Consider the following 21,263-nt stretch of genomic DNA (forward strand, 5'->3'; position numbering starts at 1 on the left):
CCCTTTCTCGCCAGAGGCTCGTATGGTCATCAACGTAACAGTCGCAGGCATCGGCTATGTCGGTCTCTCCAATGCCGTGCTGCTTGCCCAGCATAATGATGTGATCGCATACGATATCGACGCTCAGCGTGTTGCGATGCTGAACGAGGGCATTTCGCCGATCGCCGATGCGGAGATCGAGTATTACCTGAAAACAAGGCCGCTGCATCTGCGGGCAACGACGGACAAGGTAGAAGCCTTTGCCACGGCCAACTTCGTTGTCATCGCGACTCCCACCAACTACGACCCCGACCACAATTACTTCGATACGACGACCGTCGAGGCCGTTGTCGAAGATGTCCGGCAGGTCAACCGGGATGCCACTATCGTCATAAAGTCCACTATCCCGGTGGGTTATACCGCGTGGCTGCGCGCGGCCCGTGGCGACCAAAAAATCCTGTTTTCACCGGAATTCCTGCGCGAAGGCAAGGCGCTTTACGACAACCTCCATCCCTCGCGCATCGTCATGGGAGCGGACACTCCGGAGGCGCGCCAATTCGCCGGTCTCTTACAGCAGGGCGCGGTGAAGGCGGACGTGCCAGTGCTCTTCACTGGCGCCGGCGAGGCGGAGGCGATCAAGCTTTTCGCCAACACCTACCTCGCCATGCGCGTCGCCTATTTCAACGAACTCGACTCCTATGCCATGACCCATGGCATCGACACGCGCCAGATCATCGAGGGCGTCGGCCTCGATCCGCGCATCGGCCAGCACTACAACAACCCCTCCTTCGGCTATGGGGGGTATTGCCTTCCGAAGGACACGAAACAGTTGTTATCGAACTTCAGCGACGTGCCGCAGAACCTCATCCGCGCCATCGTCGACGCGAACACAACACGAAAGGAGTTCCTGGCCGCAGATATCGTGGCGCGTGATCCGGGTGTTGTTGGTGTTTATCGCCTGGCGATGAAGAAGGGATCGGACAATTTCCGCGAGTCCTCTATCCAGGGCATTATGAAGCGTATCAAAGCGAAGGGAATCCCGGTCATCATCTACGAGCCGGATTTCGAAGGGGGCACGTTTTTCCGCTCGGAGATCGTGCGCAACCTTGAAGACTTCAAGCGCCGCGCCGACGTCATCATCGCCAATCGCCGTTCCGAGGACCTCGACGACGTCTGGGACAAGGTGTACACGCGTGATGTTTTTTTAAGGGACTAATGACGCGTTAAGCGAGCAATTCTGCATTGAATGCGGTCTTGTGAAGTGCGGCGACCATTGAACGTTAAGCGCGCCGAATTTGGCTGAGGTCGCTTGTGGTCATATCCGGTTCGCAAACAGCGCCCGATCTCACGTGGGGCAGGTCTTCCTCAACCACGAACTTTCGAGTCATGACACAACTCCATCGCCTCGGCGATGGAAAATGGCGGTCGCCATCCCAGCAAATGGCAGGTAGGTGCCGCATCGACTTGAAGATTCTCCGTCAGGCGCGCGACAGCCTCTTGGTGCCTCGTAAGCACCCCGATACCACGTAGGAAGGCAGGAGGAACCGGAATGCTCCTTGGTCGGTGCCCCGCTGCCAAGGTCAATTGTGAAAGCAGTTTATGCGTCGAAAGGTCATGCCCGTCGCTTGCCAAGAACACTTGGTTCGCCGCGTTGGGATGATCGAGCATTGTGATCAGGAGATCGCAAAGATTTCCGACATGAATGAAGGAGCGCTTATTCCTTACGGCCGAGAAGATCGAGGGTATGCCGAGGGCTGCCCATTTCATCAGACTGCGGAAATTGCCACCAACCCCCGCACCGTAGACGAGCGGAGGGCGGACGATCGCAATTTCCAGGCCGGTTTGCCGGCCCAAAGCTATAAGCGCTGCTTCTGCTTCGGCTTTTGATATACCATAAGGGTCTTTTGGATCCAGTGGGTCGATGGCGGTGAACGGTTTTCCGGGTTCGGTCCGCTCACCGATTGCTTTTATCGAACTGACGAAGACGAATCGACGTACTCCCGCCTTGGCAGCTTGACGCGCAAGATTGGTTGTCGCGGTGACATTGGCTTCGCGAAACACAGCAAGCGGGTCTGTGGTCGTCTCGCGCATGACATGAACGCGTGCTGCGAGATGCACCACAGTATCGACGCCTATCAGATAGTCGCGCCAATCCATTTCGGGACCGTAGGAGGGCACCGTTACCAGGCCCGGCAGCGTTTGTCGGCTGATACCCCGGGCGGGCAAGCCGCGACGCGCCATCTCGGCCATTAAATGGGATCCGATGAATCCCGATGCCCCTGTGATCAGTGTTATTCCCATGGGAAATCTGTCTCAGCCCTGCGGTCAGCCGTGCGCGATCGCCTGTTCTGGCGGATCCTCGGCGGTAATCAGGGCAAATAGAAGTTTCTTGGCCTGCACTTCGTCTCCAGCAAGTATCGCCTGTTCGATATCCTGAAGCCAGGCTGCTATGTCATAGCGAGCGATCCCGGTCGAATCCGCCCGCATGATTTTCGGATGGCGTGTCGGCCGAGCGTTGTTGCGGTCGTAAAACAGTTCCTCGAAGAGTTTTTCTCCCGGCCGTTTACCGATGACCTCGATGGCAATGCCGTTGTCGGGGTTCTTGCTGTCCCGGACATGGAAGCCGGCCAGCCGGATCATGTTCTCGGCAAGGTCCCCGATACGCACGGGTTCGCCCATGTCCAGCAGGAAGACATCCCCTCCGACAGACAGAGCGCCTGCCTGGACGATCAGTTCTGCGGCTTCCGGGATCGCCATGAAGTAACGGGTCATGTCCGGATCGGTGACCGTAACAGGGCCGCCCTTGGCGATCTGCTGCTTGAAGAGTGGCACGACCGAGCCGTTCGAGCCGATTACATTGCCAAAACGAACGGCACAGAAGACTTGCTTTTCCGATTTTGAATGCGCCTCAATCGCCATCTGCCGAACGATGAGTTCAGCCCAGCGTTTCGTTGCCCCCATCACATTCGTAGGCCGAACCGCCTTGTCGGATGAGATCAACACGAAGCTTTCGATTTTCTGCTCCAACGCAATAGTCGCCACGGTCAAGGTGCCGAAAACGTTGTTCCGGATTCCTTCAAGCACATTCGCCTCAACGAGCGGGACGTGTTTGTGGGCCGCGGCGTGATAGAGAACCTGGACGCCATGGGTCCTGATGGCTCGTTCCACCGTCTTGGGGTCTGTCACTGAGCCAAGAACCGGGACGATCGGGTAGTCTCCCGCCGCCAGCAGTTCCTGCTCGATCCGGTAAAGTGAGTATTCGCTCGCTTCGAACAGAATGAGCTTCTTCGGTTTCCGGCGGACGATAAGACGACACAGCTCCGAGCCGATGGAGCCACCGGCGCCGGTGACCATGACGGTCTTGCCGGTAAGCGCTTGGTCGAGCAGTTCATTGTCGGCCGGCACAAAAGATCTTCCGAGCAGTTCATCAATCTCGATTTCGCGAATTTGGCTGACGATGTAGCGCCCGTCCACGAGGTCCGAAATATCCGGCAGGCTACGAATCTTGATGCCGAGGCCCGTCACGCGGCTAAGCACGGCCTGTCGTCTAGTCACTGGGATGGACGACATGCTGAGCACTATTTCCTTGATTCCGTATCGATCGATGAGTGACGACAGGTCATTGGAAGAAAAGACGCGGTAACCGCCGAGGTCGCGGCCATGGTTGGCAGGATCGTCGTCGATCAGCCCCATGACGTAGCGATTACCATGGCCTTTAAGAGCACGTGCCAGTTGGGCGGCAGCCGGCCCTGCACCGTAGATGAAAATCGGTTCTTCGTCGCGGCGCAAGCCTGTACCCGAAACGAGGACCCACTTGGCAGCAAAGCGCATACCGCCAATCAGGAGTGTTCCCAGGATGAAATAAAGGAAGGGTACGGATCGGGGGACGATGCCCTGGCCTGCCATTTCCATTAGAAAGATGATAATGACCCAGCTCATCGTGGCGATGAGCATCGCCTTGATTATGGTCCAGATCGCCGCCTCCGGTAGATAGCGAATCACGGACCGGTATAAGCCCAGCCGAATGAACACGGGAATCGCGACCACAGGAGCCAGCGCTGCAAGAAGCAAGCGCTCGCTTGTTATCGCCGGCGTCCAAATGGACAGGCGGATGGCATAGCTTGCCCAGAGCGCGAACATCAGAGCCATGATGTCGAAAATGATCATCAAAACCCGCTTCCAAAAGCGGGGCGTTCGGATGATTCTTTCCCTAAGGCGCCTGACCAGAGGTCGGTCGATCCATTCCGAGGTCAACATGATCCTGCCACTAAACTCGCTAATGTTGAATGCCGGTTGCGCCGACCACTTTTATGACGGTCATGGCCAGAATGCGCAAATCGAAAAGAAAGCTTTGTCGCCTAAGGTACTCGGTATCCAATGCGACCTTGTCTTCAATCGCCAGCTCGTCCCGACCATTTACCTGAGCCCAGCCTGTGAGCCCAGGCAAAAGCAAATGTACATCCCGCGATGTGCGTGCGGCTATTAGATCTTCCTGATTGAAAAGAGCAGGGCGGGGCCCCACGAAGCTCATCTCCCCCTTAAGGATGCACCAGAGTTGCGGAAGTTCATCCAGACTCGTCTTGCGCAGGAAGCTGCCGAGAGGGGTCAGGTGTCTCGCAGGATCCCCGAGCAGATGGGTGGCGACGACGGGCGTATCGATCTGCATCGTACGAAATTTGGGCATCCAAAACAGATGATTGCCACGGCCGACGCGTTGCGACCAGTAAAGAACCGGCCCTTTTGATGTGGTGCGGACTGCAACTGCAAGAACAGCCATAGGCAGAGCGAGAGCGGCAAGCGCAACGAAGGCCAGGGCGATATCGCATGTACGCTTCAAAACCATCGTTAATCGCCTCGAACTGGATTTACGGATAGACAATCCGCGCGTGAATAGGACAAATTGCTTCCAATCACCAGCGTCATGAAGCGCAGATAGGAGCCATCGGAACAGGAGCAAAGCGATGTGATATGATGCAGCCGCTTCATCAGGTGCCGGGGGCATCACAGCCACGTCCTTCGCTGCGCCACGATGCATGATAATGGCGTTCGCTAGAGTAGCCGAAGGAGTGCTCCAGAGCAGTGTAGGTCGCTACGAAACGCTGTGTTATCAAGATTGGATGAGCGTTCTATCATAAGCCACTTGCAGACATGCGGCGGAGAGTGTTACGCGCAAGCCGCAAGACGGCGAGGCTCGTTCGCGACCGTATCAGTGACGATCTGTGTATCAGGAAAATGGTTTGGGATGAGCATTCGTATCTACGCGATCAATCTTGACCGTTCGGTCGATCGCTGGAGGAGTCTATCTCTAAGTGCAGACGCTTTTGGCTTTGATTTAGTTCGAATTTCGGGGGTTGATGGTGCAGAAACGCCGCCCGAAGAGCGCGTCGACTGTAATTCAAAAAAATTCAAACGTAACAATGGCCGTAGCATGCTGCCTGGCGAATACGGCTGTTATCGAAGCCATTTGGGAGCACTTGCCGCATTCTACGCGACGGGTGAACTCACAGCTGTCATTGTGGAAGATGATATTAAGCTGTCTGTGGATCTTGTTGTGCGTGCCGACGCAGCTATCAAAGCCATTCCGGATGCGGATGTCGTGAAGCTATGCAACCATCGCGTTGTCGGTTTCAAGCATGTCACGACTTCGGAAGCGGGCGATGAGATCGGTCGTGCGTCGCATGGCCCGCAAGGATCCGCCGCGTGTTATGTTGTTACACGGAAAGGCGCCAAGCGTTTGCTCGAAGGCCTGAACATCATGGAATATCCGTGGGATGTCGCCTTGGAGCGTGGCTGGGCTTACGATGCGCAAATCTATACGACGCGTTATGACGTGGCCGCTCCAGGCCGTGATAGCACGACGATTGCCACGAGTTCTGTATACCGTTCCACCAAGTTTCCCTGGTGGAAGCGGTTCAGGACATACGCTATCCGAATCCGGGAGACTATTTGCAGGATCGGATATGCGCGAAATGGCTGAGCTACCTTCGGTATCGCGCACTCGTGTGAATGCCGTGCTGTTTTGTGTTTTTTGGGCGCTCATGGCATCCGCCATGCTGGTGGAGAGCGATGCCTATCGCTATATCTCCATCGCGTTGGTCGTATTCGCCGTTGTCTGGCAGAAGGATGACGTTCGACGCGTTTCCCGGGACTGGTTGGCGACCGCCTGCTACGTTTGGGCTCTTTACGCGGCCGGCCGCTTTCTCTTTGGCGTGTTTGTTGCCGGAGAGAAGGGTACATCGGAATGGCTCTACATCTTCCCAGCCGTGTTTCCGATTGTTGGTGTGGCCCTCTACGCCACCAGAGCCTATGTGTTCGCGGCCGCCACGTTGATTGTTTTCGTTGGTTTCGTGGCGCTCCTGACCACGCTGAGCCCTACCACGATCCTGGCAGGTGCGAGGGCGGCGCCGCTATTTCACAACAATCCCATTCATGCGGGGATTGGCAGTTGCATGCTTTTCTTGACCTCAGTCTTCTGGTCGCTCTACGCGGCGGAGACCGGGCGTTTGAGAGGCCGTTTCAAGTTGCCGGTGTTAGGGCTGGGTGTACTCACGGCCATTCTTAGTCTTTTCGGCGCTCTTGGCGCGCAATCGAAAGGCGCTTGGTTGGCGCTCGTCTTCGTCATGGTTCTGATGGCTACTCTAACGTTGCTCCATCATGCGGGCAGATGGCGGTTGCATCTCTTGAGCGGCCTCTTCTTGACTGCGGTGGCGATGGTTTTGATTTCAACCTCCTATGTCGAGAAGGTTGCAGGCCCCACGATCGAAGCCGCGGCGAAACTGACGGATGACACCGTTACGACGGAGGGGCCGATTGCATCCATGCAAAGGGCGATCGCTGACCCGTCGACACCGTCACCCATGCGCGAACGTCTGAAATTGTGGTCGAATGCCATTGAGTTGATCCGGGCCGCTCCGCTCTTTGGTTGGGGCAATGAATGGCTGCGTGAGTGGCGCAAGACGACCTACGCGGACGTCGACTTCACGTTGATCCATAATGGTTATCTTGAAATCATGGTTCGTCACGGCATGCTCGGAATGGCCTTCCTGCTTGTTTTCGTGGTGATCTCCGTCCGCCGCATCCATGCTGCGCACCGCAGTGGTGTCATCTCCTCCAGCCTTACAGCCTATTTGTACAGTCTCGGCTTCTTCTTCTTCTGCACGATAACGACGAACTCCAACAACCGTCTCGCTCTGGGTGAATCCTTTTTCATTCTGGGCGCCGCGGCCGTGTTTGCGATCAGTCTCGCGCAGGAAGATTGGATGCGACGTGAGGACCTCGAGCGTTTGTCTGTCAAGATTTAGCCCGCGTCTCGGCAAACCCACCGGATTACGGCTCCCTGCGCAAGCCGGAAAGGTGGCCCCCCTAATCGACCTACTCGATTAATTCCCCTCTCTCCGGCATCTTGCCGGTCGTCCGGCACCCCGGAATACTTGGCGTCAAATTGTCATTGAGGGTCGTGTGCGGGATGAGTGCTCTTGAAGCTGTAATCGATGGTGTTGGCGATCGCATCGATGGTCTCGTCGCGGGGCATCGGGCGGGGCATGGGCTGGCGCGGGCGTTTTATCAGGATGCAGACATTTACCGGCGCGACATGGAGCGGGTGTTCCGCCGGCACTGGCACTGTATCGCGCATGAGAGCGTGATCCCGAACGTCAACGATTTCGAGGTCTTCCGCATCGATACCGAGCAGGTGATCGTCACGCGTGCGGCGGATGGCAGCGTCCATGCGGTGCTGAACGTCTGTCGCCATCGCGGGGCTGAGGTCTGCACGAAACAGAAGGGCAATGCGCGCGTTTTCGTCTGTCCCTACCACGCCTGGACCTATGGCAACGACGGCAGCCTCAAGGCCGCGCGGCTGATGCCGAAGGATTTCAGGCGTGAGGATCATGGCCTGAAGACGCTCAACGTCCGCGTGGTCGAAGGGCTGATCTTCATTTCCTTTGCCGAACAGCCGCTCGATTTTTCCGAGGTCGAGAACCTGCTGCATGCCACCTGCGGGCAATATGGCTGGGCGAGCGCGAAGGTGGCGCACCGCGAGACCTATCCGGTGGCGGCGAACTGGAAGCTCGCCGTCGAAAACTATGTCGAATGTTATCATTGCGGCCCGGCGCATCCGGAATATTCGCAGACCCATGCGCTGGAACAGCCTTTGCACATGATCGAGGCGCTGAACGAGGCGATGGAGGCACGCACCTGCGCGCTCGGCATCGAGGTCGGCTCGGGCAATCACTGGCAGACGTCGCGCGAGGGCCGCGAGGCGATCCACGCCTTCCGTTATGCGCTGTATGACGGCGTGCAGAGCGGCAGCGAGGACGGCAAGGCGGTCGCGCCGCTGATGGGCCGCTTCACCGATTTCGATGGCGGCGTCACCTCCATCCATCTCGGCGGCACCACGTTCCTCGTCTGCTATCCCGATCACGGCATGATCTACCGCTTCATTCCGAAATCCGCGGAAAGCTGCGAGATGGAGCTGATCTGGCTCGTCGACGGCAAGGCGGAAGAGGGTAGGGATTACGACCTCGCCAAGCTCACCTGGCTGTGGAAGGTCACGACGGAAGAGGACAAGGCGATCATCGAGCACACCGCACGCGGCGTGCAGTCGCACTACTTCGTGCCCGGACCGATCGCGCCGATGGAGCAGAACGAGCTGCGCTACATCGAGTGGTACCTGGACGAGATCAGCCGTCCGTAATCGTTCTCTCGGCTCGGAATGTCCGGGCCATCGCTCCCTTCGCGGGATGCCCGGCATCATAACGGCAATCGACGCGCTGCCGGCGCGCGACGTCGCTATGTAGGTCGCGCGCGACGATTTCCGATGCAGGGCACCATTTCGCGCGCCCAACAGCTCGACGAATTACTGGATAACCGATCATAGCTGTTGACGCATTTTTTACCTCGTCTACTATATCTTGTGTTCGAGGTTCCTTCGATTCGAAAGTGTCGATGGCTAAGATGGGAACCCGGGGCGGCCATGATGGCCGCATTATCCGGGGCTGCCCCCGCAACTGTAAGCGGTGAGCGTTCATCCGATGATGTCACTGAGGCGCCAATGCCTTGGGAAGACGGATGACCGTGTCGACCCGTGAGCCAGGAGACCTGCCTCGCGCATGAACGTCCACGGGCGGGGTGTCCGGATGGCGAGCGACGGGTCGCGAATGATCTCGCCCCCGCGTCTCCCTGTGCACCCTGCTGAAACTGTCTCTCGGGGTGAAGCCATGTCGATCTTGTTTACAGTCTCTCCGCGCGTTTAGGCGGACGCCCCTGACCGGTCGTCCCGCGGGCGGTCGCTTATTTCTCTGCACTGTTTCGAACGGTCATCGGCGGATGGCCGGTCGCTTCCCCATGCCTGATCGAAAACGAGGAAAACCATGTCCATAACAGTCTATTCCAAGCCCGCCTGCGTCCAGTGCACCGCGACCACGCGCGCGCTTGATCGCCAGGGCATCGATTATAGGGTCGTCGACGTCTCCGAGGATGCCGATGCCTTCGCGCTGGTGCAGGGTCTCGGCTATCGCCAGGTTCCCGTCGTCATCGCGGGCGAGCGGCATTGGGCCGGTTTCCGCCCGGACATGATCAGCGCGCTCGCCTGAGCGGGCCGATGAGCGGGCTCGTCTATTTTTCAAGCCGGTCGGAGAACACCCGCCGCTTCGTCGAAAAACTCGGCGTCGCGGCCGTCCGCCTGCCGGTGGATGCGAGGGACGAGCCGCCGCCGGCGCAGGCGCCCTTCGTGCTGGTCTCGCCGACCTATGGCGGTGGCGGGGAAAAGGGGGCGGTGCCGAAGCCGGTGATCCGCTTCCTGAACGACCCGCACAATCGAAACCTGATCCGCGGTGTCATCGCGGCCGGGAACACCAATTTCGGCACCGGATATGCTCTTGCGGGCAACATCGTCTCCGCAAAATGCGCCGTGCCGTACCTCTATCGTTTCGAACTGCTCGGAACGGATGAGGATGTCGACAACGTCAGACAAGGGCTGGAACGATTTTGGACACGATGACGATAGACAAGCCGGCAAAGGTGCCGGAAATCACGGCGCTGGATTATCACGCGCTCAACGCCATGCTGAACCTCTACGACGAAGAGGGTAAGATCCAGCTCGACAAGGACCGGCAGGCGGCCAAGCAATATTTCCTCCAGCACGTCAACCAGAACACGGTGTTCTTCCATAACCTGCGGGAGAAGCTCGATTATCTGGTGACGGAGGGCTATTACGAGCAGGAGGTGCTCGACCAGTATTCCTTCAATTTCGTGCGCGACCTCTTCGACCACGCCTATGACAGGAAGTTCCGCTTCCCGACTTTCCTGGGGGCCTTCAAGTACTACACCTCCTACACGCTGAAGACCTTCGACGGAAAACGGTACCTGGAGCGCTACGAGGACCGCGTCTGCATGGTGGCGCTGGCGCTGGCCCGCGGCAACGAGCAGCTTGCCCGCGATCTCGTCGACGAGATCATCTCCGGCCGCTTCCAGCCGGCGACGCCGACCTTCCTCAATGCCGGCAAGAAGCAGCGCGGCGAGCTCGTCTCGTGCTTCCTGCTGCGCATCGAGGACAACATGGAAAGCATCGGCCGCGCGATCAACTCGGCGCTCCAGCTTTCCAAGCGCGGCGGCGGGGTGGCGCTGTCGCTCACCAACCTTCGCGAGATGGGCGCGCCGATCAAGCAGATCGAGAACCAGTCCTCCGGCGTCATCCCGGTCATGAAGCTGCTGGAGGATAGTTTCTCCTACGCCAACCAACTCGGCGCGCGGCAGGGGGCGGGCGCCGTTTATCTCAACGCTCATCACCCCGATATCATGCGCTTCCTCGATACCAAGCGCGAGAATGCGGATGAGAAGATCCGCATCAAGACCCTGTCGCTCGGCGTCGTCATTCCCGACATCACCTTCGAGCTGGCGAAGAACAACGAGGACATGTACCTGTTCTCGCCGCATGACGTGGAACGCGTCTACGGCGTCGCCTTCTCCGAGATTTCTGTCACCGAAAAATACCGCGAGATGGTCGAGGACAGCCGCATCAGGAAGAAGAAGATCAAGGCGCGCGATTTCTTCCAGATCATCGCCGAGATCCAGTTCGAAAGCGGCTATCCCTACATCATGTTCGAGGACACGGTGAACCGCGCGAACCCGATCGCGGGCCGCATCTCCATGAGCAATCTCTGCTCGGAAATCCTGCAGGTCAGCGAACCGAGCGCGTTCAACGCCGATCTTTCCTATGCGAAGATGGGCAAGGATATCTCCTGCAATCTCGGCTCGCTCAACATCGCGGCCGCGATGGATTCGCCGGATTTCGGACGGACCATCGAGACGTCTATCCGTGCGCTCACGGCCGTTTCTGAGATGAGCCACATCTCCTCCGTCCCCTCCGTGGAGAAGGGCAACGACGACAGCCACGCCATCGGGCTCGGCCAGATGAACCTGCACGGCTATCTTGCCCGCGAGCGCATCTTCTACGGTTCGGAGGAAGGCGTCGATTTCACCAATATCTATTTCTACACGGTGACGTATCACGCTCTGCGCGCCTCGAACCGGCTGGCCGTCGAGAAAGGCGTGAGCTTCAAGGGCTTCGAGAATTCCAAATATGCCTCGGGCGAATATTTTGACAAATACACCGGGCAGGAATGGCTGCCGGCGACGGAGCAGGTGCGCGGCATCTTCGAAGAAGCCGGTATACACATCCCGACGCAGCAGGACTGGCAGGAACTGAAGTCGGCTGTCATGGACGGCGGGCTCTACAACCAGAACCTCCAGGCCGTGCCGCCGACCGGCTCGATCTCTTACATCAACCACTCGACCTCCTCGATCCACCCGATCGTCTCGAAGATCGAGATCCGCAAGGAAGGCAAGATCGGCCGCGTCTACTATCCCGCCGCCTTCATGACCAACGACAACCTCGATTACTACCAGGACGCCTATGAGATCGGCCCGGAGAAAATCATCGACACCTATGCGGCGGCCACCCAGCATGTCGATCAGGGCCTGTCGCTGACGCTGTTCTTCCGCGACACCGCGACGACACGCGACATCAACCGGGCGCAGATCTACGCCTGGAAGAAGGGCATCAAGACCATCTACTACATCCGCCTTCGCCAGATGGCGCTGTCAGGCACGGAAGTGCAGGGCTGTGTCTCGTGTGCGCTTTGATTTCGGGGAAGACCATGAATATCCAAGTGACGACCAAGGCGCCAAAGGCTGCCGCCGCCGTGCGCGCCATCAACTGGAACCGCATCGAGGACGACAAGGATCTGGAGGTCTGGAACCGCCTGACCGGCAATTTCTGGCTGCCGGAGAAGGTGCCCCTGTCCAACGACATTCCCTCCTGGGCGACGCTGAAGCCGGAAGAGCAGAAGCTCACCATCCGCGTCTTCACCGGGCTCACCTTGCTCGACACGATCCAGAACGGCGTCGGCTCCGTCAGGCTGATGGAGGATTCGGCGACGCCGCATGAGGAAGCCGTGCTTTCCAACATCTCCTTCATGGAGGCCGTGCACGCGCGCTCCTATTCCTCGATCTTCTCGACGCTCTGCCTGACGCCCGATGTGGACGACGCCTATCGCTGGTCGGAGGAAAACGAGTTCCTGCAACGGAAGTCGGCGCTGATCATGGAGCAGTACGCGTCCACCGATCCCTTGAAGAAGAAGGTCGCCTCCGTCTTCCTCGAAAGCTTCCTGTTCTATTCCGGCTTCTATCTGCCGATGTACTGGTCGAGCCGCGCCAAGCTCACCAACACCGCCGACATGATCCGCCTCATCATCCGCGACGAGGCGGTGCACGGCTATTACATCGGCTACAAGTTCCAGCGCGCCGCCGAGCGCCTGAGCGCCGACAGGCAACAGGAGATCAAGGATTTCGCCTTCGATCTCCTGCTGGAGCTCTACGACAACGAGGCCCGCTATACCGAAGAGCTGTATGACGGCGTCGGTCTCAGCGAGGACGTCAAGAAGTTCCTGCACTACAATGGCAACAAGGCGCTGATGAACCTCGGCTACGAGGCGCTATTCCCGCCGGAAGCCTGCAAGGTCAATCCGGCGATCCTCTCGGCGCTGTCGCCGAACGCCGACGAGAACCACGACTTCTTCTCCGGCTCCGGTTCGTCCTATGTCATCGGCAAGGCGGTCGCGACCGAGGATGACGACTGGGATTTCTGAGCCGCGGCGGCCGGTTCGGCGGCGTGTCGCTCGGGGCGCCGTCGATGTCGTATTCCCGAGGGTCTTTCGGCCTGCCGGATGATTTTCTGGGTGCGTTCAGGGTGCCGTCCCGGCCAAGTCGGGATGGATAATTGGGAAGCCGGTCGAATACCGGCGCTGCCCCCGCAACGGTAGCGGAACGAAGCTCCGGCAGAGACCACTGGCTATCAGGCCGGGAAGGTGCCGGCAGCGTCCGAAAGGACAGTTCCGAAGCCCGGAAACCAGCCCTGGAACGATGACTCGGCCGATTGCGGTGGGCGATCGAGAGGTGAACGGCGTCCTCTCGATAGGCCCGTTTCCTTCTCCTCTCCATCCTTCGTCGAGCGACGGTCCGCGCTCCGCCCGTTGGCCTGCGCGGTCGTTCCGAGAGGATCCGGCGCGCATCAGGCGGGCTGGACGAGGCAAAACCCAGGAGGAGACAGACATGAGCAGGAACAGAGGCGTCGTCTACATGCGACCCGGCAAGGTCGAGGTCCGCGACATCGACGACCCGAAGCTGGAGGCCCCCGATGGCCGCCGTATCGAACACGGCGTGATCCTCAAGGTGATCTCGACGAATATCTGCGGCTCCGACCAGCACATGGTGCGCGGTCGCACGACGGCCATGCCTGGCCTCGTCCTCGGCCACGAGATCACCGGCGAGGTCATCGAGAAGGGCATCGACGTCGAGATGCTTCAAATCGGCGACATCGTATCGGTGCCGTTCAACGTGGCCTGCGGGCGCTGCCGTTGCTGCAAGTCGCAGGACACTGGCGTGTGCCTCACCGTCAATCCCTCGCGCGCCGGCGGTGCCTATGGTTATGTCGACATGGGTGGCTGGATCGGCGGTCAGGCTCGCTACGTCACGATCCCCTATGCCGATTTCAACCTGTTGAAGTTCCCGGATCGCGACAAGGCCATGTCGAAGATCCGCGACCTCACCATGCTCTCCGATATCCTGCCGACGGGCTTTCACGGCGCCGTCAAGGCCGGCGTGGGCGTCGGCTCGACGGTCTATGTGGCCGGTGCCGGCCCGGTCGGGCTTGCGGCGGCCGCGTCCGCGCGCATTCTCGGCGCGGCGGTCGTGATGATCGGCGACTTCAACAAGGACCGTCTGGCGCACGCCGCTCGGGTGGGCTTCGAGCCGATCGACCTCTCCAAGAGCGACCGTCTCGGTGACATGATCGCCGAGGTCGTTGGCACGAACGAGGTGGACAGCGCCATCGACGCCGTCGGCTTCGAGGCGCGCGGCCATGCGGGCGGCGAGCAGCCGGCCATCGTGCTCAACCAGATGATGGAGATCACCCGCGCCGCCGGCTCGATCGGCATTCCTGGGCTCTATGTCACGGAAGATCCGGGCGCCGTCGACAGCGCCGCCAAGCAGGGTAGCCTTTCGCTGCGCTTCGGCCTCGGCTGGGCGAAGGCGCAGTCCTTCCACACCGGCCAGACGCCTGTTCTCAAGTACAACCGGCAGCTCATGCAGGCCATCCTGCACGACCGCCTGCCCATCGCCGACATCGTCAACGCGAAGATCATCGCGCTCGACGATGCCGTCCAGGGTTACGAGAGCTTCGACCAGGGCGCGGCGACCAAGTTCGTGCTCGACCCGCACGGCGACCTGCTCAAGGCCGCCTGACAAACCGGTATCGCGCCGGCAGTAAAAGGCCGGCGCGGTCCACGCCGATGCAACGCCGCGGCGTTCAATCGAGACGGAGGAAACCATGGCGGATATCAGGGATGTCCTGATCGATCATCTCATCGACCGGCGGGCCGGGTGGAGCATGGGGTCTTACGGCGCCGTTGCGGAATTCCACCAGGACCCGGGCGAGTATCTGCAGGCCGATGCGCCCACGCTCTTCGTGCGCGCCACCCGCGCGGCGCCATCCGGCTCGATGCCGATACGGTCGGGCAGATTGTGCTCGTCGCCTATGAGGCGCTGAGCTGCCGCCCGCAGCGCTGGAGCCATGGCGTAGCACTCTGCCTGCCGCAGCGCGACGCGGCGATGAACGGCCGCAAAGCGCTGACCGAACTCGGCCCCGACGCGGAGGCGGTGCGCGTGGCAGACAGAGCCGCCATCCTCTTCGATCTCGGCCTTGCCCTGCCGCAATGCGATTTCTGCATCCGCACCAACGATCCGGCCCTTCTCGCCATCCTGCGCGCCGAGACCGGCCGCAGCCTGTTCGATCCGCACAATCCGGCGACGGCCGCCATCCTGAAGGCGCATCCGCATCGCGTCGCGCTGACCCGTCTCGGCCGTATCGAGGTGTTCCAGAAGATCGGCGGCCCGGATACGGGCGGTGTCTCGCCGCCGGGGCCGCACACCCATCTCCTGCCGCACCTCATCCGCTCGCGGCGCACCCATTCGGCCAACACGCCGATCCCGAAATACCATGTGCCGCTCGGCTATCTGCATCCCGCCAATCCCGTCATGGACAGCCTGGGCCGCGATCTCGATTTCGACATCGACGACCATGCGCGCTTCCAGGATCTCTTTGCGCAGTTCGCCCGCCCGGACCTGCCCATCCTGCGCAAGGCGGTGCTGGATGGGCTGGCGCGGCGTGTCGAGCCGGAATCCTTCCTCTCCCACACCGATCGTTTCAGCCGCGCGACGGTGCGCATCACGCTGCGCCAGCAGGACAGGATGGCGCGCCGCTTCGGCGGCGGCTCCTATCTGGCGCTGGTCTCGCAATGGCGCGCCGTGCTCGACAGAGGCGCGGAGGGAATTGCGGCGGATGAGGACGCGCCGGGCCACGAGGCGACGGGCGCCATCGTGCCGTTCCTGCCGCTCGCCGCAACGGGCTGAACCGTCACGCGCCGCTGTCGGGACCGGCCGGGGGCAGGCCGGCGCCGAAACCGCGCAGCGCCCATCGGCGCCCATCACTCGACAGGTCGAGAAAGCCGAGCGGCTCGACATCGATGCGCCACACCGCCGTCAACGGTGCGCCCACCACATGCGCGAAAACCAGCTTGAGCAGCATGGCATGCGTCACGGCGAGGATGCGCCCGCCGGTGCCGTGCAATCCATCGAGCCAGCCCGTGGCACGGCTGGCCGCCGTCTCGAAGCTTTCCCCGCCATACGGGGCCGCGGCCGGATCGGCCATCCAGTGCCGCAGCGCGTCTGGAAAGCGCTTCGCGATTTCGTCCACCGTCTCTCCGCTCCACGAACCATAGTCGAGATCGCGCAGCGCCGGGCAGGGGATCGGTGCGGCGGAGAAGGCCGCCGCCGTTTCGGCCGCACAGGCCTCCGGCGCGCAGAACACGCGGTCGAAGGGCCGAAGGCTCTCGGCAAGAGCCGCCGCGCGGGCCGGCTCCTTCGGCAGGAGGCTATCACCGGCGGAGAACCGTGCCTGCCGGTTGGCAGCCGTGGCGCCGCGGCACAGCAGGGTGACGCGGGTTGCCCGGCGCGGGCGCGCTGCGGGCGCGTCTTCTGGCATAGTCACGATCTGTCATGCTCCATGGCGGGGCGCTCGGTTGTTCGATTGATAATCGCATTGGTCCGGCGACGGAAGGTGCTTCGCGCGCGGGGGCGGAAGGTGCTATCAACGGTTCTCATTCGAAGACGGGAGACAGGTATGAGCGAGAACAAGGTAGCGGTGATCACCGCCGGCGGCAGCGGCATGGGCGCGGCCTCGGCACGGCGGTTGGCGGCAGATGGCTTCAAGGTGGCCATCCTGTCTTCGTCGGGCAAGGGCGAGGCGCTGGCCGCCGAGCTGGGCGGCATCGGTGTCACCGGCTCCAACCAGTCCAACGACGACCTCAAGCGGCTCGTCGACTTCGCCGTCTCGACTTTTGGCCGCATCGACGTGCTGGTCAACAGCGCCGGCCACGGCCCGCGCGCCGAGATCACCGCCATCACGGACGAGGACTGGCACAAGGGAATGGACGTCTATCTCCTGAACGTCGTCAGGCCCGTGCGGCTGGTGGCGCCGATCATGAAGGCGCAGAAGTCCGGGTCGATCGTCAACATCTCCACCGCCTGGGCCTTCGAGCCCTCGTCGATGTTCCCGACCTCGGCCGTGTTCCGCGCAGGGCTTGCCGCCTATACGAAGATCTTCGCCGACACCTATGCGGCCGACAACATCCGCATCAACAATGTGCTGCCGGGCTGGATCGACAGCCTGCCGGGCACCGAGGAGCGGCGCGACAGCGTGCCGATGAAGCGCTACGGCACCAGCGAGGAGATCGCCGCGACCGTCGCCTTCCTCGCCTCGGAGGGCGCCGGCTACATCACGGGCCAGAACATCCGCGTCGATGGCGGCCTGATGCGGTCCGTCTGAGGAAGCGCCTGTGGGGCGTCAGGCAAGCGTGCCGAGCGGGATGAGCTCGCGCGCGCCGGGCGCCCAGGCCTTGCCCTGCCAGTCGCCGTACCAGCGCTCGACCCGCAGGCCGGCGTCGGCAATCAGCGCCTCCAGCTCTTCCTTGGCCGGAAAGGCGATGCGCGAGGCGGCCGCCAGGCGCTGGCCGGTCTGCTCTATCTCATAATGCGTTTCGTAGGTCACAATGCCGGTGCCGGCGTCGAAGGCCGCATCGTTCCACGCCTGCACGGCGCCGAACCGGGGATGCTCGAGGCGGCGTCGCGAACCCTCCGGCCCCCATTCCTCCCATTCGCGGCAGGCCGGGTCGCGGCTGTCGAAGATGAAGCGGCCGCCGGGCGCCAGATGCGCGGCGATGGTGGCGAGCGCGGCGCGCCGGTCCTCGGGCGTGAGGAACACCTGGAAGGCGTGCCCCGTCAGCATGACGAGCGCGAAGCGCCGGCCAAGCCGCAGCGTGCGCGCATCTCCCTCGATGAAGTCGACACGCGCCGCACCCGGCTTGGCGCGCGCGATCTCCAGCATGGCGGGCGCCGGATCGATACCGACGACCATCCTGTCGCCGGACAGCGCGACCGCCAGTTCCCCCGTGCCGCAGCCGAGGTCGAGCACGCTGTCGGCATCGGCGGCGAGCGCCCGGCAGAAGGTGAAGTCCTCGGAGCGGTCCCAGCCGTTTTCGAGATCGTAGAAATCGGCAAGGGCGGGGTCGTGGTAGAGGCGGTCTTCCATGTCTTCCTCCATGAAAAAAGGCCATGCGTCGCCGCATGGCCCTTGTCAGGTCTGCGGGGTCAGCCGCCCGTCACGTGTTCGCGGCGTCGAGCACGGTCTCGCAATGGCTCGGGCCGCCCTTCGGGTCGACGCGGTCGCCAATCGCGCGGATATTGGTGATGCGGTAGGCATCGTTCACGGTCAGCTCGACGGAGCAGGAACGGCCCTTCGAGAAGCCGCCGCGCCACTTGTAGAGCGTCGTGCCGCCCGCGCTCGTGTCGGAAATCGGCGGGCCGTAGGCGGCAAAGAAGCTGCCGGCGGTCTTGCCGTTCCAACGCGCCTGCAGCGGGTTCGTGGGAACGCTGACGGTGGTGCATGCGGTAAGGGCAAGCGCCAAGCCTGCCAGGATTGCGATGCGGGAGTTCATATGTGCCATTTCCTTGGACTTCGTTCAGCCGTTCCCGGTGACTCGGGACGGGCCCCTGATTTCGCCATAGCGCAGTGCTCGCAAAAGGGGAATCACCTCCACGCCAAGTTTGTGGTCATCCCCGGACATGGGGCGGGAAACGTGCGGATTTGCAACAGTGGGCTGCAACCGCCGGCCCGGCGCCAAGCGACTGCTTCATGGCCGAACCGACGTCTCAGAAATCGACGAAGTCCTGGGCAATCACTTTCAGCATAGGGTCAGTCCATTTACGGTGAGGGAATTGAGTGCTGCGCGACCGTTACCGCCGGGCAAAAAGATGGCTCACGACCACCAGCCCGATGACCGCCAGCAGCGCCAGGCTCCACGGGAAGAGGCCGATCACGAAGGCGAGCAGGGCAAACCCGATGCCGGCAGCCGAAACGCAAAGAAGCGCGGTCGCTATCGTGTGACGCGTCATCCAAGCTCCCGATTCAGGCGTTTGCGGCACGATAACAACACACACGAACACCGGCAACCGCCGCAGCCATCGTCGCAATTCTGAAGAAGTTCGGGAAACATTCGACCGCCTGATCTTCCAGCGGTTTCAGCTGGTCGGAGTGGAGTGATTCGAACACTCGACCCCCACGTCCCGAACGTGGTGCGCTACCAGACTGCGCTACACTCCGTGACCAGCGGCGCCTCTATAGAACAGGCTCAGCCGTTCGACAAGCGGAAAAGTTCAAAAAAATCCGCGATCTTGGGGAAAGCCCGGGGAGGCCGCGGGATTTTTCTCGCGCGGGCTCAAATCGCGGCCCGGGGACGGCGTGGGCCCGTGTCGGGAGACGGAAACGCAGGCCCCGCGGCCGGCCGTTACACCAGCTGGTACCCACCCTTGGTGGAACAAAATCACGGTGCGCGCATTCCTCGTCCAACGCAATAAAGGAAAGGAAACAACCATGGCTCGCGCTTTTATTCTCTGGTTGATGGGCGTTCCGCTCTTCGCAGTCCTGCTGATCTGGTACTTCTTCTTCTGAGGATTTTCGGATCGGTCGGCGCACAGGAGCCGGAGCCCGGATCATGAAAGGCACCCTCGCACCAGGCTTGCTGGCGAAGGGTGCCTTTCTTTTGCGGTCGTGCCGTAGTGACACAGCCGAAACGAAAAGCGGCGCCCGAGGGGCGCCGCTTCTGCGTCTATCGATGAACCGTGACCTATTCGTCCAGATCGCCAAGGATTTCCGCGGCGCGGCCGGCGGTGGTGTGGCGAATGTCGACATCCTGGCGGCGGCTTGCGAAGAGTTCGCTCGCCATGATCTTCTCGGCGAGATCGGCGGGAAGCGAGAGCAGCACGCGCTGGTCGTCCTTGTGGATGCCTCCCAGCTCCGAGCGCCGCCCCGTGATCATGCCGCCGGCCACCGTGTTGTTGGTGTCGGGGTCGATGAGGATGAAGGCGCCGGTCGTGCGGTTCTGCTCGTAGGTGTCGCAGATCGCCTGCTCGTCGAAGGTGAGATGCACCTTGCCGATGGCGTTCATGCCGAGCCGTTCGGCGGAGCTCCATTTCGAGGTCTTCAGGTCGAGCTGGCTCACGGGCTCGATGAGCACGCGCTGGCGGCGCGAGCCGCTCTTCAGCCAGTAGCGCTTGCCCAGCTCGATGCCTTCGGGCTGGAGCGCCACGATCTGGGCATCGAAGCCGCGGCCGGTCATCGGCTGGCTGTCGATGGCGACGATCATGTCGCCGCGCGAAACGTCGACCTGGCGGTCGAGCACGAGCGTGATGGCATCGCCCGCGACGGCGGCATTGCGCACGAGGTCGAAGGTCACGATCTTGGTGACGTTCGCCACCATGCCGGACGGCAGGACGACGACCGAATCGCCCGGCTTCACCGAGCCGCCGGCGACCGTGCCCTGGTAGCCGCGGAAGCTTTCGCCCGGACGCGAGACGCGCTGCACCGGCAGGCGGAAGCCGACGGTCTGGTTGGAGCGCGTGGTGGCCTTTTCCAGCGTCTCGACGAGCGTCGGGCCGTCATACCAGGGCATAGAGGCGCGGCCGTCATAAACGACGTTTTCGCCCTTCAGCGCCGACATCGGAATAGCGGTGATCTGCGTGACACCGAGCGTCAGCGCGAACTCCTTGAAATCGTGCACGATTTCGAGGAAGCGGGCGCGCTCGTAATTCGTCAGGTCGATCTTGTTGACGGCGAGCACGAACTGCCGGATGCCCATCAGCGAAGCGATGGTGGCATGGCGGCGCGTCTGTTCGAGAATGCCGGCGCGGGCATCGACCAAGAGCACGGCGAGGTCCGCCGTGGAGGCACCGGTGGCCATGTTGCGGGTATACTGCTCGTGGCCGGGCGTATCGGCGACGATGAACGAGCGGCGGTCCGTCGAGAAGTAGCGATAGGCCACGTCGATGGTGATGCCCTGCTCGCGCTCGGCCTGGAGACCGTCCAGCAGCAGCGCGAAATCGGGCAGGCCGAGATCGTTCTGCTTGCCGCTGTCGCGGTGCAGCGTCGCGGCCTGGTCTTCCTTGACGGCCTTGGTATCCCAGAGCAGGCGGCCGATCAGCGTCGACTTGCCGTCGTCGACCGAGCCGCAGGTGATGAGGCGAAGCGGGCGGGAATCGCGGATCGCGCGGGCCTGTTCAGCGGCCGGCGCTTCGATCGGAAGCGCTTCGGCGGTTGCAGTGGCGGAAACGGTCAT

General features: G+C 61.6%; 18 protein-coding genes, 1 tRNA gene, 1 pseudogene and 2 riboswitches. Of the genes and pseudogenes, 11 read left to right on the plus strand and 9 right to left on the minus strand.

Annotation, left to right across the window (positions count from 1 at the left end):
- Positions 1 to 22: 22 nt before the first annotated feature.
- The gene (locus K6301_RS03135; protein WP_343298939.1) at positions 23 to 1,195 is read left to right on the plus strand and encodes a nucleotide sugar dehydrogenase; all 1,173 of its coding nucleotides are present in this window, start codon (positions 23 to 25) and stop codon (positions 1,193 to 1,195) included.
- Positions 1,196 to 1,344: 149 nt separating this feature from the next.
- On the opposite strand, the gene K6301_RS03140 is transcribed toward K6301_RS03135, so the two are convergent.
- The 3 genes from K6301_RS03140 to K6301_RS03150 all read right to left on the minus strand — a co-directional run bounded on the left by K6301_RS03140 (position 1,345) and on the right by K6301_RS03150 (position 4,822).
- On the minus strand, positions 1,345 to 2,280 hold the full coding sequence (locus tag K6301_RS03140) for an NAD-dependent epimerase/dehydratase family protein (RefSeq protein WP_247219234.1): 936 nt from the start codon (positions 2,278 to 2,280) through the stop codon (positions 1,345 to 1,347).
- Positions 2,281 to 2,304: 24 nt separating this feature from the next.
- Positions 2,305 to 4,146 carry a polysaccharide biosynthesis protein gene (locus tag K6301_RS03145; protein ID WP_247219235.1) on the minus strand — a complete coding sequence of 614 codons (1,842 nt, stop codon included), beginning with the start codon at positions 4,144 to 4,146 and terminating at the stop codon, positions 2,305 to 2,307.
- 109 nt (positions 4,147 to 4,255) lie between these two features.
- Positions 4,256 to 4,822 (minus strand): sugar transferase, encoded by a 567-nt coding sequence (locus K6301_RS03150; RefSeq protein ID WP_247219236.1) that lies wholly within the window; start codon positions 4,820 to 4,822, stop codon positions 4,256 to 4,258.
- A gap of 399 nt (positions 4,823 to 5,221) precedes the next feature.
- Between K6301_RS03150 and K6301_RS03155 the strand changes: the two genes are divergently transcribed.
- From K6301_RS03155 to K6301_RS03200, 9 genes and pseudogenes are all read left to right on the plus strand, one after another.
- Entirely contained in the window at positions 5,222 to 5,956 is a 735-nt protein-coding gene (locus K6301_RS03155) for a glycosyltransferase family 25 protein (RefSeq protein ID WP_247219238.1), read from the plus strand.
- Positions 5,940 to 7,280 carry an O-antigen ligase family protein gene (locus tag K6301_RS03160; RefSeq protein ID WP_247219240.1) on the plus strand — a complete coding sequence of 447 codons (1,341 nt, stop codon included), beginning with the start codon at positions 5,940 to 5,942 and terminating at the stop codon, positions 7,278 to 7,280. Before K6301_RS03155 ends, K6301_RS03160 begins: the two co-directional genes overlap by 17 nt.
- Before the next feature lie 164 nt (positions 7,281 to 7,444).
- Positions 7,445 to 8,671, plus strand: coding sequence for an aromatic ring-hydroxylating oxygenase subunit alpha (locus K6301_RS03165; protein ID WP_247219242.1), 1,227 nt, complete (start codon positions 7,445 to 7,447; stop codon positions 8,669 to 8,671).
- Between the two features lie 209 nt (positions 8,672 to 8,880).
- Positions 8,881 to 9,097, plus strand: a riboswitch (cobalamin riboswitch).
- Positions 9,098 to 9,347: 250 nt separating this feature from the next.
- A complete protein-coding gene (nrdH, locus tag K6301_RS03170; protein WP_203319665.1) occupies positions 9,348 to 9,569 on the plus strand; it encodes a glutaredoxin-like protein NrdH in 222 nt (73 codons plus the stop codon).
- Between the two features lie 8 nt (positions 9,570 to 9,577).
- Positions 9,578 to 9,976: a class Ib ribonucleoside-diphosphate reductase assembly flavoprotein NrdI gene (nrdI, locus tag K6301_RS03175; RefSeq protein WP_247219244.1), complete on the plus strand. Its 399-nt coding sequence runs from the start codon at positions 9,578 to 9,580 to the stop codon at positions 9,974 to 9,976.
- Complete coding sequence (gene nrdE, locus K6301_RS03180; RefSeq protein WP_247219246.1) at positions 9,973 to 12,120, plus strand: class 1b ribonucleoside-diphosphate reductase subunit alpha; 2,148 nt, start codon at positions 9,973 to 9,975, stop codon at positions 12,118 to 12,120. The genes nrdI and nrdE overlap by 4 nt, the downstream gene beginning before the upstream one ends.
- A gap of 14 nt (positions 12,121 to 12,134) precedes the next feature.
- Entirely contained in the window at positions 12,135 to 13,124 is a 990-nt protein-coding gene (gene nrdF, locus K6301_RS03185; protein WP_247219248.1) for a class 1b ribonucleoside-diphosphate reductase subunit beta, read from the plus strand.
- Positions 13,125 to 13,206: 82 nt separating this feature from the next.
- Positions 13,207 to 13,407: riboswitch (cobalamin riboswitch) on the plus strand.
- Positions 13,408 to 13,587: 180 nt separating this feature from the next.
- Positions 13,588 to 14,778, plus strand: coding sequence for a formaldehyde dehydrogenase, glutathione-independent (gene fdhA, locus K6301_RS03190; RefSeq protein ID WP_134651664.1), 1,191 nt, complete (start codon positions 13,588 to 13,590; stop codon positions 14,776 to 14,778).
- A gap of 145 nt (positions 14,779 to 14,923) precedes the next feature.
- Positions 14,924 to 15,945 (plus strand): annotated as a pseudogene (locus tag K6301_RS03200) (DUF6925 family protein).
- Positions 15,946 to 15,949: 4 nt separating this feature from the next.
- On the opposite strand, the gene K6301_RS03205 reads toward K6301_RS03200, so the two are convergent.
- Positions 15,950 to 16,576: a histidine phosphatase family protein gene (locus K6301_RS03205; RefSeq protein WP_247220472.1), complete on the minus strand. Its 627-nt coding sequence runs from the start codon at positions 16,574 to 16,576 to the stop codon at positions 15,950 to 15,952.
- A 138-nt stretch (positions 16,577 to 16,714) separates the two neighbouring features.
- On the opposite strand from K6301_RS03205, the gene K6301_RS03210 reads away from it, so the two are divergent.
- The gene (locus tag K6301_RS03210; RefSeq protein WP_247219254.1) at positions 16,715 to 17,419 is read left to right on the plus strand and encodes an SDR family oxidoreductase; all 705 of its coding nucleotides are present in this window, start codon (positions 16,715 to 16,717) and stop codon (positions 17,417 to 17,419) included.
- An 18-nt stretch (positions 17,420 to 17,437) separates the two neighbouring features.
- Here the strand turns inward: K6301_RS03210 and K6301_RS03215 are convergent, their stop codons facing one another.
- The 5 genes from K6301_RS03215 to cysN all read right to left on the minus strand — a co-directional run bounded on the left by K6301_RS03215 (position 17,438) and on the right by cysN (position 21,263).
- The gene (locus tag K6301_RS03215; protein ID WP_247219256.1) at positions 17,438 to 18,181 is read right to left on the minus strand and encodes a class I SAM-dependent methyltransferase; all 744 of its coding nucleotides are present in this window, start codon (positions 18,179 to 18,181) and stop codon (positions 17,438 to 17,440) included.
- 70 nt (positions 18,182 to 18,251) lie between these two features.
- Positions 18,252 to 18,587 (minus strand): hypothetical protein, encoded by a 336-nt coding sequence (locus K6301_RS03220; RefSeq protein ID WP_247219258.1) that lies wholly within the window; start codon positions 18,585 to 18,587, stop codon positions 18,252 to 18,254.
- A gap of 298 nt (positions 18,588 to 18,885) precedes the next feature.
- The gene (locus K6301_RS03225; RefSeq protein WP_247219261.1) at positions 18,886 to 19,044 is read right to left on the minus strand and encodes a hypothetical protein; all 159 of its coding nucleotides are present in this window, start codon (positions 19,042 to 19,044) and stop codon (positions 18,886 to 18,888) included.
- Between the two features lie 131 nt (positions 19,045 to 19,175).
- Positions 19,176 to 19,252: transfer RNA gene (locus K6301_RS03230), tRNA-Pro, on the minus strand.
- A 523-nt stretch (positions 19,253 to 19,775) separates the two neighbouring features.
- The gene (gene cysN / locus K6301_RS03235; protein WP_247219263.1) at positions 19,776 to 21,263 is read right to left on the minus strand and encodes a sulfate adenylyltransferase subunit CysN; all 1,488 of its coding nucleotides are present in this window, start codon (positions 21,261 to 21,263) and stop codon (positions 19,776 to 19,778) included.

The organism is Shinella oryzae (genome assembly GCF_023038235.1).
Taxonomy (GTDB): Bacteria; Pseudomonadota; Alphaproteobacteria; order Rhizobiales; family Rhizobiaceae; genus Shinella; species Shinella sumterensis.

Bases quoted from the DNA above. Each gene is read 5' to 3' on its own strand.
- K6301_RS03140 (WP_247219234.1), bottom strand. From the start codon at position 2,280: ATGGGAATAACACTGATCACAGGGGCATCGGGATTCATCGGATCCCAT.
- K6301_RS03135 (WP_343298939.1), top strand. From the start codon at position 23: ATGGTCATCAACGTAACAGTCGCAGGCATCGGCTATGTCGGTCTCTCC.
- K6301_RS03205 (WP_247220472.1), bottom strand. From the start codon at position 16,576: ATGCCAGAAGACGCGCCCGCAGCGCGCCCGCGCCGGGCAACCCGCGTC.
- K6301_RS03210 (WP_247219254.1), top strand. From the start codon at position 16,715: ATGAGCGAGAACAAGGTAGCGGTGATCACCGCCGGCGGCAGCGGCATG.
- K6301_RS03225 (WP_247219261.1), bottom strand. From the start codon at position 19,044: ATGACGCGTCACACGATAGCGACCGCGCTTCTTTGCGTTTCGGCTGCC.
- K6301_RS03150 (WP_247219236.1), bottom strand. From the start codon at position 4,822: ATGGTTTTGAAGCGTACATGCGATATCGCCCTGGCCTTCGTTGCGCTT.
- K6301_RS03155 (WP_247219238.1), top strand. From the start codon at position 5,222: ATGAGCATTCGTATCTACGCGATCAATCTTGACCGTTCGGTCGATCGC.
- K6301_RS03215 (WP_247219256.1), bottom strand. From the start codon at position 18,181: ATGGAAGACCGCCTCTACCACGACCCCGCCCTTGCCGATTTCTACGAT.
- K6301_RS03160 (WP_247219240.1), top strand. From the start codon at position 5,940: ATGCGCGAAATGGCTGAGCTACCTTCGGTATCGCGCACTCGTGTGAAT.
- K6301_RS03145 (WP_247219235.1), bottom strand. From the start codon at position 4,146: ATGATCATTTTCGACATCATGGCTCTGATGTTCGCGCTCTGGGCAAGC.
- K6301_RS03220 (WP_247219258.1), bottom strand. From the start codon at position 18,587: ATGAACTCCCGCATCGCAATCCTGGCAGGCTTGGCGCTTGCCCTTACC.
- nrdF (WP_247219248.1), top strand. From the start codon at position 12,135: ATGAATATCCAAGTGACGACCAAGGCGCCAAAGGCTGCCGCCGCCGTG.
- nrdE (WP_247219246.1), top strand. From the start codon at position 9,973: ATGACGATAGACAAGCCGGCAAAGGTGCCGGAAATCACGGCGCTGGAT.
- nrdH (WP_203319665.1), top strand. From the start codon at position 9,348: ATGTCCATAACAGTCTATTCCAAGCCCGCCTGCGTCCAGTGCACCGCG.
- nrdI (WP_247219244.1), top strand. From the start codon at position 9,578: ATGAGCGGGCTCGTCTATTTTTCAAGCCGGTCGGAGAACACCCGCCGC.
- K6301_RS03165 (WP_247219242.1), top strand. From the start codon at position 7,445: ATGAGTGCTCTTGAAGCTGTAATCGATGGTGTTGGCGATCGCATCGAT.
- cysN (WP_247219263.1), bottom strand. From the start codon at position 21,263: ATGACCGTTTCCGCCACTGCAACCGCCGAAGCGCTTCCGATCGAAGCG.
- fdhA (WP_134651664.1), top strand. From the start codon at position 13,588: ATGAGCAGGAACAGAGGCGTCGTCTACATGCGACCCGGCAAGGTCGAG.